This window comes from Kitasatospora sp. HUAS MG31 (genome assembly GCF_040571325.1).
Classification (GTDB): Bacteria; Actinomycetota; Actinomycetes; order Streptomycetales; family Streptomycetaceae; genus Kitasatospora; species Kitasatospora camelliae.
In genome coordinates, this window is the sequence record NZ_CP159872.1 from 113,968 (window position 1) to 130,275 (window position 16,308).

16 protein-coding genes and 1 pseudogene are annotated in these 16,308 nt (G+C 71.5%); 4 read left to right on the forward strand and 13 right to left on the reverse strand.

Annotated features, from left to right (window positions below):
• Positions 1-69 precede the first annotated feature (69 nt).
• The 5 genes from ABWK59_RS00485 to acsA all read right to left on the reverse strand — a co-directional run bounded on the left by ABWK59_RS00485 (position 70) and on the right by acsA (position 5,524).
• Positions 70-312 carry an acyl carrier protein gene (locus tag ABWK59_RS00485; RefSeq protein WP_354637158.1) on the reverse strand — a complete coding sequence of 81 codons (243 nt, stop codon included), beginning with the start codon at positions 310-312 and terminating at the stop codon, positions 70-72.
• Positions 309-1,685 (reverse strand): 2-oxo acid dehydrogenase subunit E2, encoded by a 1,377-nt coding sequence (locus tag ABWK59_RS00490; RefSeq protein WP_354637159.1) that lies wholly within the window; start codon positions 1,683-1,685, stop codon positions 309-311. Before ABWK59_RS00490 ends, ABWK59_RS00485 begins: the two co-directional genes overlap by 4 nt.
• Position 1,686: 1 nt before the next feature.
• On the reverse strand, positions 1,687-2,688 hold the full coding sequence (locus ABWK59_RS00495) for an alpha-ketoacid dehydrogenase subunit beta (RefSeq protein WP_354637160.1): 1,002 nt from the start codon (positions 2,686-2,688) through the stop codon (positions 1,687-1,689).
• Entirely contained in the window at positions 2,685-3,620 is a 936-nt protein-coding gene (pdhA, locus tag ABWK59_RS00500; RefSeq protein ID WP_354637161.1) for a pyruvate dehydrogenase (acetyl-transferring) E1 component subunit alpha, read from the reverse strand. The genes ABWK59_RS00495 and pdhA overlap by 4 nt, the downstream gene beginning before the upstream one ends.
• 110 nt (positions 3,621-3,730) lie before the next feature.
• Positions 3,731-5,524 (reverse strand): acetate--CoA ligase, encoded by a 1,794-nt coding sequence (acsA, locus tag ABWK59_RS00505; protein WP_354644785.1) that lies wholly within the window; start codon positions 5,522-5,524, stop codon positions 3,731-3,733.
• Between the two features lie 199 nt (positions 5,525-5,723).
• Here acsA and ABWK59_RS00510 point away from each other — a divergent pair, with 199 nt between their 5' ends.
• A complete protein-coding gene (locus tag ABWK59_RS00510; RefSeq protein WP_354637162.1) occupies positions 5,724-6,743 on the forward strand; it encodes an Acg family FMN-binding oxidoreductase in 1,020 nt (339 codons plus the stop codon).
• A gap of 576 nt (positions 6,744-7,319) precedes the next feature.
• Here the strand turns inward: ABWK59_RS00510 and ABWK59_RS00515 are convergent.
• Both ABWK59_RS00515 and ABWK59_RS00520 read right to left on the reverse strand, forming a co-directional pair.
• Positions 7,320-7,742: an Hsp20/alpha crystallin family protein gene (locus ABWK59_RS00515; protein WP_354637164.1), complete on the reverse strand. Its 423-nt coding sequence runs from the start codon at positions 7,740-7,742 to the stop codon at positions 7,320-7,322.
• Position 7,743: 1 nt separating this feature from the next.
• The gene (locus ABWK59_RS00520) at positions 7,744-8,235 is read right to left on the reverse strand and encodes an ATP-dependent metallopeptidase FtsH/Yme1/Tma family protein (protein WP_354637166.1); all 492 of its coding nucleotides are present in this window, start codon (positions 8,233-8,235) and stop codon (positions 7,744-7,746) included.
• Positions 8,236-8,329: 94 nt separating this feature from the next.
• Between ABWK59_RS00520 and ABWK59_RS00525 the strand changes: the two genes are divergently transcribed.
• Complete coding sequence (locus tag ABWK59_RS00525; protein WP_170066659.1) at positions 8,330-8,470, forward strand: hypothetical protein; 141 nt, start codon at positions 8,330-8,332, stop codon at positions 8,468-8,470.
• A gap of 41 nt (positions 8,471-8,511) precedes the next feature.
• Here ABWK59_RS00525 and ABWK59_RS00530 read toward each other — a convergent pair whose 3' ends face one another.
• Positions 8,512-8,718, reverse strand: coding sequence for a universal stress protein (locus ABWK59_RS00530; RefSeq protein WP_420492715.1), 207 nt, complete (start codon positions 8,716-8,718; stop codon positions 8,512-8,514).
• On the opposite strand from ABWK59_RS00530, the pseudogene ABWK59_RS00535 reads away from it, so the two are divergent.
• Positions 8,706-8,855 (forward strand): annotated as a pseudogene (locus ABWK59_RS00535) (nicotinate phosphoribosyltransferase); the annotation flags it as partial. The gene ABWK59_RS00530 and the pseudogene ABWK59_RS00535 sit on opposite strands and share 13 nt — an antisense overlap.
• 338 nt (positions 8,856-9,193) lie before the next feature.
• Here the strand turns inward: ABWK59_RS00535 and ABWK59_RS00540 are convergent.
• The 3 genes from ABWK59_RS00540 to ABWK59_RS00550 all read right to left on the reverse strand — a co-directional run bounded on the left by ABWK59_RS00540 (position 9,194) and on the right by ABWK59_RS00550 (position 11,149).
• Entirely contained in the window at positions 9,194-9,796 is a 603-nt protein-coding gene (locus tag ABWK59_RS00540; protein ID WP_354637168.1) for a CBS domain-containing protein, read from the reverse strand.
• A 229-nt stretch (positions 9,797-10,025) separates the two neighbouring features.
• Positions 10,026-10,724 (reverse strand): CBS domain-containing protein, encoded by a 699-nt coding sequence (locus ABWK59_RS00545; protein ID WP_354637170.1) that lies wholly within the window; start codon positions 10,722-10,724, stop codon positions 10,026-10,028.
• Between the two features lie 23 nt (positions 10,725-10,747).
• Positions 10,748-11,149, reverse strand: coding sequence for a hypothetical protein (locus tag ABWK59_RS00550; RefSeq protein WP_354637172.1), 402 nt, complete (start codon positions 11,147-11,149; stop codon positions 10,748-10,750).
• A gap of 162 nt (positions 11,150-11,311) precedes the next feature.
• Between ABWK59_RS00550 and ABWK59_RS00555 the strand changes: the two genes are divergently transcribed.
• Positions 11,312-12,664, forward strand: coding sequence for a PP2C family protein-serine/threonine phosphatase (locus ABWK59_RS00555; protein ID WP_420492716.1), 1,353 nt, complete (start codon positions 11,312-11,314; stop codon positions 12,662-12,664).
• A 218-nt stretch (positions 12,665-12,882) separates the two neighbouring features.
• On the opposite strand, the gene ABWK59_RS00560 is transcribed toward ABWK59_RS00555, so the two are convergent.
• Together ABWK59_RS00560 and ABWK59_RS00565 are read right to left on the reverse strand one after the other, a co-directional pair.
• On the reverse strand, positions 12,883-15,456 hold the full coding sequence (locus tag ABWK59_RS00560) for a cation-translocating P-type ATPase (protein ID WP_354637174.1): 2,574 nt from the start codon (positions 15,454-15,456) through the stop codon (positions 12,883-12,885).
• Positions 15,453-16,121 (reverse strand): DUF4389 domain-containing protein, encoded by a 669-nt coding sequence (locus ABWK59_RS00565; RefSeq protein WP_354637175.1) that lies wholly within the window; start codon positions 16,119-16,121, stop codon positions 15,453-15,455. The genes ABWK59_RS00560 and ABWK59_RS00565 overlap by 4 nt, the downstream gene beginning before the upstream one ends.
• Between the last annotated feature and the right edge of the window lie 187 nt (positions 16,122-16,308).

A 16,308-nucleotide genomic window follows, 5' to 3' on the forward strand; every position in this document is an offset into this window, starting at 1 on the left:
CCACGCCCGCGCCAGCGGCGACCGGGACGCAGTCGGAACTCCCCCGCTCTCCGCGTCCGCACGGGTACGTCAGGTCCGCTCCGTGAGGAAGGCGGCGGCGCTGTTCAGGGTGGTCAGGCGGGGGTAGTCGTCCTCGTCGATTCGGCAGCTGGCGCGCTCGGTCAGTAGTTCGACCATGCTCAGGAAGTCCAGCGAGTCGAGTTCGAGGGCTTCCCGGAAGGCGGTGTCGGGTCCGATCGTGGTGAAGTCCGCGTCCGGGACGATCTCGGTGAGCACCTCCTGGACGAGGAGCAGGGCCTGGTCGCGGTTCACAGTTCCTCCGGTTTGCGCAGTAGCCGTTCGAGGGCTGCCAGGTAGCGGGCGCCGGTGGCACCGTCGCTGGCCCGGTGGTCGGCGGAGAGAGTCGCGGTGACCACGGGGCGCACGCCGAGCAGGCCGTCGACGGCGCAGGGACGGTCGACCACCTTGCCCAGGCCGACGAGGGCGACCTGGGGCGGATAGATGACGCCGAAGACCGCTTCGACGCCCTGGTCGCCGAGGCTGGTCACGGTGATGGTGGGGTCGGTGGTCTCGGAGCCGCGAAGCCGACCGGACCGGGCCCGGGCCACCACGTCCCGGAGCCGGGCCATGAGTTCCGATGGCGACAGGTCGGCGGCGCAGTGGATGGCCGGAGCCACCAGGCCGCCGCCGCGTAGGGAGACCGCGACGCCCAGGTGAACCTCGGGAGCCGGTACGAACCGACCGTCGGTGAAGAAGCCGTTGAGCTGGGGGACCTCACGGGCAGCCCGCGCTGCGGCCGTGAGCAGGAGGGCCGCGGGTACCAGGCGCTCGGAGACCGGGAGTTCGCGGTTCTGCTCGCGCAGCCAGGCGACCGCCGGGCCGAGATCGATGGTGGTGGACAGGTAATAGTGCGGGATCTCGCGCTTGGAGCGTGCCATCAGGTCACCGATGGCACGGCGCATCGCCTCGGAACGGCCGGCAGTCTCGGCGTGCCGGTCGGGGGCAGGCGGCACTTCGACGGTGGGGGCGGTCTGAGCAGCGGGAGCGGTCTCGGAGCCGGTCAGCACGGCCCGGACGTCGGCGGCCCGGATCGCACCGTCCGTTCCGGTGCCCCGAACGCCCGCGAGATCGACCCCACCCTCGGCGGCCAGGCGCCGTGCCATCGGCGTCGCACGGACCCGGCCTGTCGTTCTCGCCAGCGGGGACACTACGGGCGCGGCACCGACCGGGGGCGCGGTCGCCTTCCGGGTCTGCCGCGACGCAGCTTCGGGCTGCGGGGCGGCCGGCACATCGGCGCGGGTGATCCGGCCACCGGGCCCCGTGCCGTGCACGGTACTCAGGTCGACCCCGCGCTCCTCTGCGAGGCGACGAACCAGCGGGGTCGGTGCGGGCGCGCGTGCAGCTGTCGGCTCGGCGGGCGCCGCCGGGGCCGGCAGCTGCGTGACAGCGCCTACCGGGTTGATCACGGCCAGCGGTGTCCCGACCGGAACTGTCTCGTCCGGCTCGACCAGCAGGCGCTCCACGACGCCGGTCTCAAAGCACTCCACCTCGATCGCGGCTTTGGCGGTGTCGACGACGGCGACGATGTCACCCTTGTGCACCTGGTCGCCGGGGTGGATGAGCCATTCGAGCAGGGTGCCCTCGGTCATGTCGGCGCCGAGTGCGGGCATCGTGAACTCGGTCATCTCAGCCCACCGCCCGAAGCGCTGCCGCCACGATGTCGGGGACCTGGGGCAGCGCGGCCTGCTCCAGCTGCGCGGCGTACGGCACCGGCACCTCCGCGCCGCACACCCGCTCGACCGGCGCGTCGAGGTCGTAGAAGGCCTGTTCGGTGATGCGTGCCGCAACCTCGGCGGACAGGCCGCCGGTTCGCCAGCCCTCGTCGACGATCACCGCGCGGTGGGTGCGGCGCACCGAGCCGATGACGGTGGCGTCGTCGAGCGGGCGCAGGCTGCGAAGGTCGACCACCTCGGCGTCCACCTCGTCCTGGGCCGCGAGTTGTTCGGCGGCGGTCAGCGCCTTGCCCAGCGAACCGCCGTAGGTGATGAGGCTGAGGTCGGCGCCGGGCCGGCGCACCACGGCGCTGCCCAGGTCGACCGGTCCGGGCTCGTCTGCGGTGCTGTCGGTGCCGTTGTAAAGGGAGCCGTGCTCGAAGACGATCACGGGGTCGGGGTCGGCCAGTGCCGGGGCGAGCATCCACCGCGCGTCCGCCACGGTGGCGGGTGCGAGCACCCGGATACCTGGGATGTGCGCGTAGAAGGCTTCGAGGCTGTGCGAGTGCTGGGCAGCGAGCTGGCGGCCGGCGCCCGTGGTCATCCGGATCACCAGGGGCACCGCCACCTGCCCGCCGGACATGTGCAGCAGCGTCGCCGCGTTGTTCAGGATCTGGTCCAATGCGAGCAGACTGAAGTTGACGGTCATGACCTCCACGATCGGACGCAGCCCGGCGATCGCCGCGCCGATGCCGGCCCCGACGAAACCCGATTCCGAGAGCGGGGTGTCCCGGACCCGCTCGGGGCCGAACTCCTCCACCAAACCCAGGCTGACACCGAAGGCCCCGCCGTAGCGGCCCACGTCCTCGCCCATCAGGAAGACCCTGTCGTCGGCCGCGAGCGCCTCCCGCATCGCTTCCCGCATGGCCTCGCGGTAGCTCATCGACCCGGCCTGACGGGCCCCGACACCGGTCATGACGACCCCTCAGCCGGGCTGTACACGAAGCGCAGCAGGTCCTCCACCGGTTCGGTCCCGCCCTGTCGCGCGTGGTCGAGAGCCGTGTCCAGCTCCTCGCTGACCTCTTTCTCCACCTCGGCGATTGCCTTGTCGTCAAGGCCGTCCTCGGCCCGCATCCGTGTGCTGAGCACCTGGATCGGGTCACGCTCCTTCCAGCGCTCGACCTCTGCCTTGTCCCGGTAGCGGTCCGGGTCGTACATGGAGTGCGCGCGGAAACGGTAGGTGCGCAGTTCCAGGAACACCGGTCCGGCACCGTCCCGGATCGCCCGAGCCGCCCGTGCGACGGCCCGCTCGACGGCCAACACGTCCATGCCGTCTACCCCCCAGGCCACCAGCCCGTACGAGGCCGCGCGGGCGGCCAGGTCGGTCTGGGCGTGCTCGCGGTTCAGCGCGGTGCCCATGGCGTAGAGGTTGTTCTCGCAGGCGAGCAGCAGCGGGAGGTCCCACAGGGCCGCCAGGTTGGCGGTCTCGTGGAACTCGCCCTCGGCGAGTGCGCCGTCGCCGAACAGGCAGCAGGTCACGTGTTCCTGTCCGCGCATCCGGTCGGCGAGAGCCAGTCCGGCGGCGACCGGCAAGCCGCCTGCCACGATGCCGTGGCCCCCGTAGAACCGCCGGCTCACGTCGAACAGGTGCATCGAACCGCCCCGGCCCCGACTGCAGCCGGTCACCCGGCCGAGCATCTCGGCGAACACCGACTCGGCGGGGATGCCGCGGGCCAGTGCGTGGCCGTGCTCGCGGTAGGTGGTGACCACGGCGTCCTCGGGTCCGAGTGCGCCGAGGACGCCCGCGGAGACGGCCTCCTCGCCGATGCACAGGTGGACGAAGCCCCGGACCTCGCCGCCGCTGTAGAGCTCGACGCAGCGCTCCTCGAACTGTCGGATCCGCACCATCTCCCGCAGGAGATCCCGGCGGTGGGCCGCTTGCGGGGCGGGTCCGCCGCGGCTGTGCGTACGCGCCCTGCCATGCGAGGCGGCCGGTGCTGCTGCCGTTCGGCGCGGGCTCATCGGGACTCCTCCAGGGCCGAGGTGTCGCCCTCCGGCAGGCCCAGCTCACGGGCCTTCAGCAGTCGGCGCATCACCTTGCCGCTGCGGGTCTTGGGCAGGTTCTGGTCGAAGGCGATCTCGCGGGGCGCGATGGCCGGCCCCAGACGGCGCCTGGCGAAGGCCGTGATCTCACGGGCCAGGCCGGTGCCCGGCTCGAATCCCGGTTTGAGGGAGACGAATGCCTTGACGATCTCGCCGGCGACCGGGTCGGGACGGCCGATCACCCCCGCCTCGGCGACCGCCGGATGCTCCATCAAGGTGCTCTCCACCTCGAACGGTCCGACCAGGTGCCCAGCAGACTTGATCACGTCGTCGGCACGGCCGACGAACCAGTAGTAGCCGTCCTCGTCGCGCCGGGCCACGTCGCCGGTGAGGTACCAGCCGCCCGCGAAGGAGGCCTCGTAGCGCTCCTGGGCGTGCAGGTAGCCGCGGAACATGGACGGCCAGCCCGGACGCAGCGCCAGCTCGCCCTCGCGCCCCAGCGTGCTGATCTCCCGCACCTGACCATCCGTCACTACTGCTCGCCCGTCCGGCCCCCGCTCCAGCAGACCGGCCACGACGCCGGGCAGCGGTCGCCCCATCGAGCCAGGCCTGATCTCGGTGGCCGCGAAGTTCGCGATCATGATCGCGCCGGTCTCCGTCTGCCACCAGTTGTCGTGTATCGGCAGGCCCAGGATCTCCTGCCCCCAGCGGACCGCCTCCGGGTTGAGCGGTTCACCGACGCTGGCGATGAACCGCAGCGCCGACAGGTCGAACGAGTTCGGCAGGTCAGGCGGGCTCCCCCGAGGGCTGGCCCGCATCAGCATCCGGATCGCGGTCGGCGCCGTGTACCAGACGCTCACCCGCTCCTCGGCGAGGATGCCGTACCACCGGCGAGCCTCGTACTCCCCCGCGTCGACCACCATCGTCACCCCATGGGTGAGCGGCGCGATGACCCCGTAGGAGGTGCCCGTGACCCAGCCCGGGTCGGCCGTGCACCAGAACACGTCGTCGGGGTGCAGGTCGAGGGCGAACGCGGCGGTGGCGTGGTGGGCCACCACGGCCTCGTGCACGTGGATCGCACCTTTGGGAGTACCGGTGGTGCCGCTGGTGAAGTGCAGCAGCGCCATCTCCTGCGGTTCGGTGTCCGGGATCGTGAAGTCCTCGGACGCCTGCGCCAGCAGCGCGTCGAAGGAACGGGTGCCAGGCAGCGGCTCGATGCAGGGTCCCACGATCAGCACGTGCTCCAGCTGCGGCAACCGCTCGCGCCGGGCCACCACCTTTCGCCGGTAGAGGTCCTCGGTCGTCACCAGCACCCGCACACCGCCCAACCGCAGCCGTTCCTCGACCGGGACCGGCCCGAAGGCGGGGAAGAGCGGGCAGAACACCGAGGTGTTCTTCAGAGTCCCGAGAACGGACACGTACAACTCCGGGCAGCGGCTCAGCAGCGAGGCGACCCGGTCGCCGCGGCCTACGCCCAGTGAGCGCAGCACATTCGCGAAGCGGTTAGTCCAGTGGGCCAGCTCTTCGTACGTCACCGTACTGACCTGCCGATCCACGGAAACGCAGCGCAGCGCCGCGCGTTCGCCGCGTCCGGCGGCGACGTGCCGGTCGACCGCCTCGTATCCGATGTTGAGCCCCCGACCGCCCGGCAGCCCGTCGAGCGCCTCACGCGCCGACTCCCACGAGAAATCGCGCCGGGCCCGCTCGTAGTCGGCGAGATTGGGCACGACTCCTGGCACCGGCCTGGCACGAATGGCCTCGGTTTCCATGGCCGCTCCCTTCCGGATCGCCGACAGGGCCTCCTCCAGCCTGACAGACACGGGACCGCCCGGCCTGGGGGCGCGGCAAAGACCCGAACGCCCGCCCCGGGAACCTCGCGCCGGACGGCAGTGGAGAGCAGCATGGACGTGAGACGCACGCATCGTGCCGAACCGAAGAGGCGTCCCGGCAGCGGAAGGATGATCGATCATGGCAGAGCCTGCCCTCACTCTCGATCAGCTGAAGCTGCTGGCCACCGCCGCGGGCGCGGCACCGTCGGTGCACAACAGCCAGCCCTGGCGCCTGCGGCCCACCCCGGATGCGCGGGGAATGCTGGTCTTCGGTGACCCGGAGCGAGCCGTCGCCATCGCCGACCCAATGGGCCGGGCCCTGCACGTGTCCGTCGGAGCGGCCGTGTTCAACCTGCGGGTCGGCGCCGGTCGGCTCGGCCGGGCGGCGAGCGTGAGCCTGCTTCCCGACCCGGCCGACCCGCATCTGCTCGCCGAGATCGGCCTCGACGAGCCGGCGGCGCGGCACCCCTTCGGGCACCACCTCTACCCCGCAATCCGAAACCGTCACTCCAGTCGGCAGCCGTTCACCAACCGCGACATTCCGGAGACCGTCCTCGGCGAGCTGATCGAAGCCGCGCGGCAGGAGGAGGTGGTGCTCTCCCCGCTCGAGGAGGACGGCGTACTGCGCGTCCTCAGGGTGACCGCCGAGGCCGAGCGGCGCACCGCCGCCGACCTGGCTCGCCAGGCGGAGACCCGCAGCTGGCTGCGCCTGGAGGCTCCCGCCTCCGACGGCATCCCGGCCGCGGCGCTGGGTCCGCAGGACCGCGACGCCCGGGTCCCGATGCGCGACTTCACCGCTGGCCGCCCCGACGCCCCCGCCGCCGCCCCACGGCACTTCGAGCCGCTCCCCCAGCTGTGCCTGCTGATCACCCAGACCGACCAGCCCGCGGACTGGCTGCGCACCGGACAGGCGCTGGAGCACGTCTGGCTGCTCGCCACAGTCCATGGCCTGCGCGCCTCCGTACTGCACCAGGCCGTCGAATGGCCGGAGACCCGGTGGCGCCTGCGCGATCCCGAAGACCCACCCCACCATGTCCAACTCATGCTGCGGCTCGGCTACGGACCGCCCGGACCGGCCACCCCGCGCCGCCCCATCGAGGAGATCCTCGACCTGACCGATTATCACGACAATGTGGGATACGGCGAATCGTCCGCCTGACCCACCGGGCCGCCCGGTGGACCGGCACGCCAACCCTCATCGGGCGGACCTGCGGTCCGCTGCTCCAGCGTGCCGCGCCAAGTGGCGCAGCGGTGGGGTCATCGGCACGCGCGGTGGGTGAGCGGTGTGCTGTGCACTCCTCGCCGCCCAGGTGCGACGCACTGCCTGCGGACGGTCGCCCCCAGCAGTGGACGGTACTTGCGTTTGCCGGACCGCCCCGCTCCAGTGAGGAGGCACTGCACTGGGGTGGGCCGGTTACGACGGGAGCAGGCCCGTCCTGCCCTATCGCCGGCACCGGATGCGGGGCAGGCTCACGGTAGGACCGAAGGCCGGTCCGCATCGTCCGCCAGTACGAGAAGGAGTCGTATTCCCGGTCCGGCCGGCACACCCTGGACGAACTCTCCCCGAGACCGGCCGAATCAACCTGGGCATCCGCCAGACTCCGCCGTCACGATGATGGCCCATCCGCTCGCCCTCCAGCTGCGCAAGGCGTGGGGGACGACATCCGGTGAACCGGCCGACGACTCGACGTACTCCACGTATCCGACCGCCGTGCCGGTCCGCTCGGCCACGTCCTCACCCCTCGGGGCCACGCGCGATCTCGATCCGACGGGCCTGCTTCTCGACCGCGCCCATCGGGGCCTTCACGGTCAGCACGCCCTTGTCGAAGGTCGCGGTGATGTCTTGCTCGTTCACGCCTTCGGGCAGCCGGACACTGCGGGTGAAGGAGCCGTAGCGGAACTCCGAGCGCTGCTTCTCCTTCCTCTCCTCGGTGCGCTCCGCGTGAACGGTCAGCACGCCGCCCTCGACCGTGATCTCGACGTCCTTCGCGGGGTCCACCCCCGGAAGCTCGGCCCTGACCACGTACGCCCCGTCCTCCTCGGACTCCTCGACGCGGATCATGTGCTCCCCCATCCGCAGCTCGACGGGGAAGTCCTCGAACAACTCCGCGAACGGGGGCCACCAGTGCGATCGCCTGTGGAGCAACTCGCCGGCCATCTCAGACCTCCTCATTCGTCCGGGCATCTCCTCCCATCCTGCTGCGCGACCACGGCCACCGCGATCGGAGCAACCGCCCACCGCAGCGACCGCTTTGTCCGATCAGCTGATTCGCATGATGCGGTTCAGGACGGTACCGGGTCAGCCGGTTCCGATTCCGCCCGCTCAGCGGCAGGAAGATCAGCAGAACCGAGAGGAACGAGTTGCCGCTGCTGCTCTGCTTGGCGGTGATCTCCACGTGCTGGGACTGCAGCTGGGTGGCGAGTGCGCTGCTGTCCAGGACGGTCGGGATCCGGGTGGTGAACTTGGTTCCGTCCTTGAGTTCGCCGGTGATCGCTCCCTTGTCGGCGATCTCGACCGTCTGAACCTGGCCCGCGCCCGGCTTTCCGGTGAAGTCGCCGTAGCTGTGACGGGTGCCGGCACCGGACGGGCTGCGGGACAGCAGAACGAACAGCGTCCTCGCGGGGTGATCGCCTGCGCGCTGCGATCTCACGAAGCGGATACCTCCGGGCGGACCCTTCCCTGCCCGTAGTCGCCCGTGGATGATGGGGGTCCTGTTTCGAGCACGAAATGAAGGCTGGTGGACCATGAGTGACCACGTTCATGTGCGGCTCCGAGAGGGGCTCGGGGTGAACGACGACGGTGACCTGGTGGAGCAGTTCGCCTGCCGCTGTGGTGCGGTGTGGGCGAAGACCTACCCGCTGGAGGGCGGTCAGCCCGACCAGTGACCGGTGACGCGGCCCGGCTCCCGGAAGGCTTGCCGTGGCCGTCAGTCCGCAGTGCTGCGGACGACCACCACCGGGCAGGGCGAGTGCTGCACGCAGTACTGCCCGACGGAGCCCAGCAGGGCGCCTTCGAAGCCGCCGAGGCCGCGATGCCCGACGACCAGCAGGGACGCATGCTCCTTGGCGGCGGCAAGCAGGACCCAAGCCGGGGTGCCCTCCCCGACCCTGGCTGCAGGCGATGTCGAGAGCACAGGTCACCGATCTGTACGAGGTGACGATGGCGCACTCGTACCTGCGGGAGCAGATGACCGCTCCCGCGACGTTCGACCTGTTCGTGCGCGAGTTCCCGCCCGGCCGCGGTTTCCTCGTGGCCGCGGGCCTGGAGCCCGTCCGCGCGCCCGGATTTGCCGACACCGTCGCACTGCCCGACGAGCCCTCGCCGGCAGGCACCCGGCCGCTGCTGCAGACCGTGATGGCGAACGGCCGCCGCACCGACCCCACCCGGTCACTCACCGGAGCCCACACCATGTTCGAGGCCGATCTCGCCGAGCTCCCGGACGCCGCCAGCCGAATCGTGACCCGTACAGCCGACAGGCCGCTGCCTCCGAACGACTGCGATCACTCACCGACGAGGTCCGCCGATCGACCGAGGCGCGGCAACGAACGGTCCGCGACCAGGACGGCTGAGGGGCCGGCCCCATCCGCAGGGGGCACGGTGGAGACGTGTCAGTCGGGTGCGACGAGCCTGACCTCGGCGTCCACCACGCCGGGGACGGCACGCACCAGACGTTCCAACACCGGCAGTGCCGAAGCGTCGGGCAGCGTCCCGCTCAGCGTGATCCGTCCCTCCTCTGCGCGGACGTCGACGGCCGAAGCCTGTTCGGGCTTCAGCACGGCGAGGAGTTCGAACCTCACCTGGTCGGCGAGGTCCTCGTCGGTGCGCAGGTGGATCTTCAGCAGGTCGCTGCGGCTGACGATGCCGATCAGACAGTCCTCGGCATCGACCACCGGGAGGCGCTTGAAGTGGCCGCGAGCCATGGCCCGGGCGGCTTCGGCGGTCGGACTGGTGGCATGGACGGAGACGACGGGCGCCGACATCAGGCCCGCGGCGGTCAGCCCGTCGATGCTGCCCTTCTCGCGGTCCTCGGCCGCCAGCAGGTCGGCCTCGGAGACTACGCCCACGACCCGGCCGTCGCCGGCCAGCACCGGAACGGCGCTGACCTTCCACTGCTGAAGGGTTTCCAGGATCTCTCGGAAGGTCGCGTCGCGGCCGACCGCGACCACCGCATGGGTCATCACCTCGCCGACGGTGTTCCACTGACTGGTCATGGCGTGCTCCAAAGAGGGTGAATCGGGGCCCGTTCGGTGACCGTCCCGTGATCGCTGGGCGTACTCCCACACAACCGGACCGTCCGGGCTCGACGCGGACAGGCGGGTCAGGTAGCGGAGGCGGTCAGATGGACGATGGTGTCGTCCCCTGCGTCAGGCCGACCACCGTCAGCCCGCGCCGGGTGAACGCCGCGAGCAGCACGCCCAGCCCTGCTCGTCCAGGTCGAAGTCAGCGGTCGGCGTGGTAAGCGCGGGGGTGTTCGAGGTCGACATCAGTGTCGTCCTCGCTCCAGTCGAGGGTCTGGTGCACCGCGACCACGCCGTCCACCGCTCGGCACAGCTGCTCGGCGATCGGAACGAGACTGCGGCGCGGCAGCCGTCCGGTCAGGGTGACCACGCCGTCGTGCACGACGACCTGGACGTCACCCGGTGCCAGCCACAGCGTCTGGCCGAGCACGTCGTGGACGATCTCCTCGCGGATGGCGGCGTCGTGGCGCAGGAAGATCTGCAGCAGGTCGCGGCGGCTGACGATGCCGACCAGCCGGCCGACCTCGTCGACCACGGGCAGCCGCTTGACCTTGTGCTTGTCCATGGCGCGGGCGGCCTCCGGGACGGACCAGGAGGCGCGGGCGGTGACGGCCGGGCTGGTCATGAGCCCACCTGCGGTCTCGGCCTCGGCGCGTGCCCGGTCGGCCGGTTCGAGCCACCGGCCCGGGGCGCGGCCTTCCGGGTCGGGCAGGACGGCTTCCTTGCGGAGCAGGTCCGCCTCGGAGACCATGCCGATCGGGCGTTCCTGGTCGTCGACGACGGGGATCGCGGTGATGTCGTTGCGGTGGAACAGCGCCGCGATCTCCTTGAAGGGTGTGTCGGGCCTGGCAGTGACGACCTCCCGGGTCATCACATCGTGGACACTGCGATGCTGCTGCATGGTCTCACTCCTCCGCGGCAGGTCTACCTACTAACACTGTCCGCCCGCCGGAGTGGGACCGCACGGGGCCGTTGGGTCCGGCCGCCAGGGCCGTGGCAGCCCGCCGCCGCCCGGGCCGGATCGGTGGCCTCCCGCCCGGCCACCGCCGCCAGCTCCAGCATCATCCGGCTCTGGGTGAGCAGCGCCGTGCAGAACGCGAACGGGGCGGGCACGATCAGCGGACCGGCCACGAAGGCGCCCTCGCTCTGGCTGACCCGTCGGCCCCGGGTGATCACTATGGCGCGCAGCTCGGCGTCGCCGGCTTCGGGGTGGGTCTCGCGGGCGCGGGCGACCGCGGCGGCGGCGCGCCGTCCGAGGTGGTGGACCGCGAAGTTGGCGAGGAGTTCGGGCAGGTGGGCGGGGTCGGCCAGGGCTGCCCGCAGCACCGAACTTCAAGGGCAAGATCACCCTCGACATCCAGGACTCGCGGCCGGAGTGGGCGCCTTCCCACGCCCCGAGGGCCCGCAACGGCTTCGTCAGACGTGGTCGAGCGGTGCCCCAGGCACCGTCCGGGGAGACAATACGGACAGGCGCAGAGGCGGTGACACATGGGCGATCATGACCGGCCGCAGCGGGTGTCCCACGGCCCGCCCGGAGCACATGTGGGCCAGAGCGTCCACATGGAACTCATGGGCGAGCCGTTTGCGGAGGTGAGCAGCACCCAACGGCGGATGCAGCAGCTATTGGAAGCGGTGCTGGCCGTCAGCCGGGACCTCGACCTGCCGAACGTGCTGCGCCGGATCGTAGGCACCGCCATGGAGCTGGTCAACGCGCGCTACGGCGCGCTGGGCGTACTGACCGAGCACGGCGAGAGCCTGTCGGAGTTCATTCCCGTCGGGCTCACGGAGCGCGAGCGGGCCGATCTGTCCGGTGTCGAGTTCCCACGTGGGGGCGGGCTGCTGGGCTACCTCATCCGTCACCCCGAACCGCTGCGGGTGGAGGAGATCGCACGCCACCCGAAATCGGTCGGCTTCCCGCCTGGCCACCCGCCCATGCACAGTCTTTTCGGGGTCGCCATCAGGGTGCGCGACCAGATCTACGGCAACCTCTATCTGTCCGACCGGCGAGACGGTCAGCCGTTCGACGCCCACGACGAGACGGTCCTCGTCGCCCTGGCCGGAGCGGCCGGCGTGGCCATCGAGAACGCCCGCCTCTACGAACAGCTGCGCAGTGCCACCGAACGGTTCCAGCGCATGCTCCTGCCGAGCTTGCCCGACCTGTACCCGTTCACCGCCGCCGCGGTCTACCAGCCGGCGTCCACGCCCGACTACCTCGGCGGGGACTGGTACGACGCCATGCTGCTGCCCGACAGCGCCTGCGCGGCGATCATCGGAGATGTCGTGGGCCACGACCTGCGGGCCGCGGCAGCCATGGCGCAGACCCGCAACATGCTTCGCGCCGTGCTCTACGACCGGCGCACCCCGCCGAGTGCCGTCCTTTCGAAGGTCGACCAGACCCTCCAGGCGATCACCGAGAATCCTGTCACCACAGTCTGTCTGGCCCGCATAGAACCCTCCGACCACGGCTGGCAGCTGCACTGGAGCAGCGCCGGACACCCACCGCCTCTCCTGCTCACCCCCGACGGATTTGCCCGATATCTCGAGACGGATCCGGGTCTGCCCCTGGGCGTGGAGCCGGACCACCCGCGTACCGATCACACCTACCCGCTGCCGGGGGGATCCACCGTCGTCCTGTTTACCGACGGCCTGGTCGAGCACCCGAGGCGGCACCTCGACGAAGGACTGCACGCGGTCGCGGCGGCTGCCGCCACGGCCCTCGGCGAGCCGCTCGCCTCTCTGGTCCAGACGCTCGCCGACAACCGTCCCAGCAGTGGCTCCGACGACCTCGCCCTGCTCGCCGTACGCGTTCCCGCAGAGCCGCCGGGGCGAGTCGAGCGGTGAGCTGTCCGCTCCAGTGAGCCGTACACGCAGCTGAGGACTGATGGGGAGCACGGCAGCCCCGGCGGCGCGTACCCGGCCGAGTGGTCCCCGTACACGCCGCCACCTTTCTACCCAGCAACGGCGACGCATACGCCGTCCGCGCCGCCGTGGTGTCGGATTCAGGAAGCGTGGTCACTGTAGGTGAGGAAGCGGTCCCGGCCCAGCGAGTGCGGGGCGTCTCACCGAGCGGGCGCCGGGGCGGCCCGACCCCGCCGACCGCGGCGGCCGATCAACCGTGCCGCGGCGAATGCCACCAGCGCGGCGGCCATCACCACGCCGGCATCGGCCCAGGACAGCGGCTCGGTCTCCAACACGTCCTGCAGGAAGGGCACATAGAGCGCCGCCACGCCGAGCACCGCCGAGACGAGGACTGCCAGCGGGAGGAACGGATTGGCCTTGGTGAACAGCCGCTCCCGCAGGCCGAGCACCACGCCGAGCTGGGCCGCGAGCAGGGCGAGGAAGAGCACGCTCTGCCAGGGACGGCCGGCCCATTCTGCCCACAGACCCGCACCCAGGGCGACTACCGTGACCACCACGCCAAGGCGCAGGACGCCCTGCCACAGGCCGGCCCCCAGCACATGCTCATCCGGCGGGCGGGGTGGACGGCGCATCGCCCGAGCGGAGACCGGTTCGGCGCCGACCGCGACGCCGGTCAGCCCGTGGGTGAGGAGGTTGATCCACAGGATCTGGCCCGCGCGCAGCGGCAGCGCGAGGCCCATGAACGGGCCGAGCAGCATGACCAGGATCTCCGCCGCGCCGCCGGAGAGCGCGTACAGCAGGAAGCGCCGGATGTTGTCGTAGACCCGGCGGCCCTCCTCCACCGCCGCCACCACGGTGGCGAGTTCGTCGTCGGCCAGGACCAGGTCGGCGGCCTGCCGGGCCACCTCGGTGCCGCGGCCGCCCATCGCGACCCCGATGTCCGCCCGCTGCAGTGCCGGGCCGTCGTTGACCCCGTCACCGGTCATCGCGGTGACCGCGCCGCCCTCACGCCAGGCCTCGACGAGGTCGAGCTTCTGCTGCGGATCGGTACGGGCGAAGATCCGCACCCGCGCCAGATCCGGCACGGCCCCGGCGGCGAGTTCCCGGCCGGTGACCACCCTGGATCTCCCCGCGCCGCCCTCCCCTGCTCCGTCGGCCAGCAGGCCGATCCGGTCGGCGATCGCGCGGGCAGTGGCCGGGTGGTCCCCGGTGATCAGCACCGGGGTGATGCCGGCCCGACGGCAGGCCGCGAGGGTCGCGGCGGCCGCCGGCTTGGGCGGGTCGCTCAGCGCGGCCAGTCCGAGCAGCTGCAGCCCGGACTCCACAGGAGCGGCAGCCCCGTCCCGCAGCCCGGACGCGACGGCCAGCACCCGGTAGCCGTCGGCGGCGAGCCGGGCGGCCGCCTGCCGGGCCTGCTCCAGTTGCTCGGCGTCAGCGTCGAGCACCGCCTCGTCGAGCACGGCCTCGGGTGCGCCCTTGAGGCAGATCTCCGTCTGTCCGGAGGGGGTGCGATGCACGGTGGTCATCCGCTTGCGAAGACTGTCGAAGGGCAGCTCGTCGATCCGGGGATACGCCTGGGCCAGGCCGTCCAGGTCGCAACCGGACTTCGCCGCGGCGACCAGTAGCGCCGCCTCGGTCGGGTCCCCGAGGGCGGTCCACTGACCGTCGTCCGCGTCGGGCGGCAGCAGCGCGGCGTCGTTGCACAGTGCGGCCACCCGGAGCAGCGTCCTGGCCGCGAGCGGCGCTTCGATGCCCTCGGCCAGCACCTCGCCCACCGGCTGGTAGCCCGACCCGGTGATGGTCGCCTGCCATCCGGGCGCCCAGAGCCGTTCGACCACCATCCGGCCCTCGGTGAGTGTGCCGGTCTTGTCGGTCGCGAGCACGGTGACCGAGCCCAGCGTCTCCACGGCCGGGAGCCTGCGGACGATGGCGTGCCGCAGAGCCATCCGGCGGGCGCCGAGCGCCAGCGCCAGCGTCACCACAGCGGGCAGCGACTCGGGGACGGCTGCAACGGCGAGGCTGATCGCGGTGACCGCCATCGCCTCGGGCGCCTGGCCGCGCACCAACCCCAGCACGAACACCACCAGGCACAGACCGACCGTGACCAGGGCCAGTACCCGGCCGAGCCCGGCCAAGCGGCGCTGCAGCGGCGTGGGTTGCGGCCTTGGCCGCAGCGAGGTCGCGATCCGACCCAGCGCGCTGTCCGGGCCGGTGGCCGTGACGATGGCGACCGCCCGACCGCGCAGCACCGTCGTACCGGCACTGAGACCGGCCGGGTCGATCACGTCCTTCTCCACCGGGACCGACTCGCCCGTCAGCATCGACTCGTCCACCAGCAGCGCCGAAGCCTCGGCCAGCTCGGCATCGGCAGGGATGATGTCCCCCTCGGCGAGGAGCAGGACGTCACCGGGCACCACGGCGGCCGAGGCCACCTCCCGCTCCTCCCCGTCGCGCAGCACCCGCGCCGTGGGGGCGGAGAGCGCGGACAGCGCGGCCACCGCGTTGGCCGCGCGGATCTCCTGGGTAACCCCCACCGTGGTGTTGACCAGGATGACCAGCCCGATCACGATCGCATCGGGGTGGTCCCCGGTCGCCACGGTCAGCGCCATGGCGGCGAGCAGGACCAGGATCAGCGGATCGCGCAGCTGGGCGGCGATCCGCGACCACAGCGGTGGGGTCGGCGGCGCGCCGACCTCGTTCGGCCCGTACTCGGCCAGCAGCCGGGCTGCCTCCTCGTCGGTCAGCCCCGTGCGGCGGACGGCGATCCGCGTCACCGCTCACCCCGCTTTCCCCGCCTTGCCGCTTCGGCCGGTTCGGGACCTCCCTGGTCCAGCCGGAACGGCGGATAGTCGTCGGTCATCAGGGCCGCGTATGCGGCGACCCTGAACACCCACCGGTTCAGGCCGACCAGCAGATCGAAGATGCCTGCGGGGTAGCAGGTCGTTGCGGCGAGTGCCACTCCCGCGTAGAGCACGAGCAGGCTGATCAGCCCGCCGCCCCAGCCGTCGTGGAAGCCGCCCAGGAAGAATCCGACCACGAGGTAGTGCGGCAGTGCCAGCAGCCACCACTTCACCAGGACCAGCCCGCGGGAGAGCTGCTCGGGGTAGGCGATGTCCAGTCGTGCCGGGTAGTCGGGCTCCTCGCGGAGGCTGAACGGCGGGTAGCGGTCGGTGCCGAGGCCGCCGTACGAGTAGTAGGACACCCGCCAGGACCAGCGCAGCACGCCCACGTTGAAGTCGAAGATGCCACGTGGGTACCGGCCGGTGAACAGGATCGCGAAGAACGCGATCACGCTCAGCAGGATGAAGGCCAGCCAGAGGAAGCACAGGACGATCCAGTGCGGGATGACCAGGACCCACTTGACCAGCCAGAGCCACCGCGAGAGCGGCAGGTCCAGCCGGGCCTCCACCCGGACCGGCGATGGAACAGGCGCAGCCATAGCGATCACCTCCTGAGCGACGCACCGCTCGGGGAGCGGTCGCTCCCGAGCTGGGCCGAGACATTCCAGGTGCCATGCGTTCTCGGACATCTCCAGGCTCCCCCAGGCCAACATCGCCGGCGAGGGCCGGACCGGGCTCGGGGGAAGGGCCGACCTGGGCTATGACACCGGCCGGCCATGGTGGGGA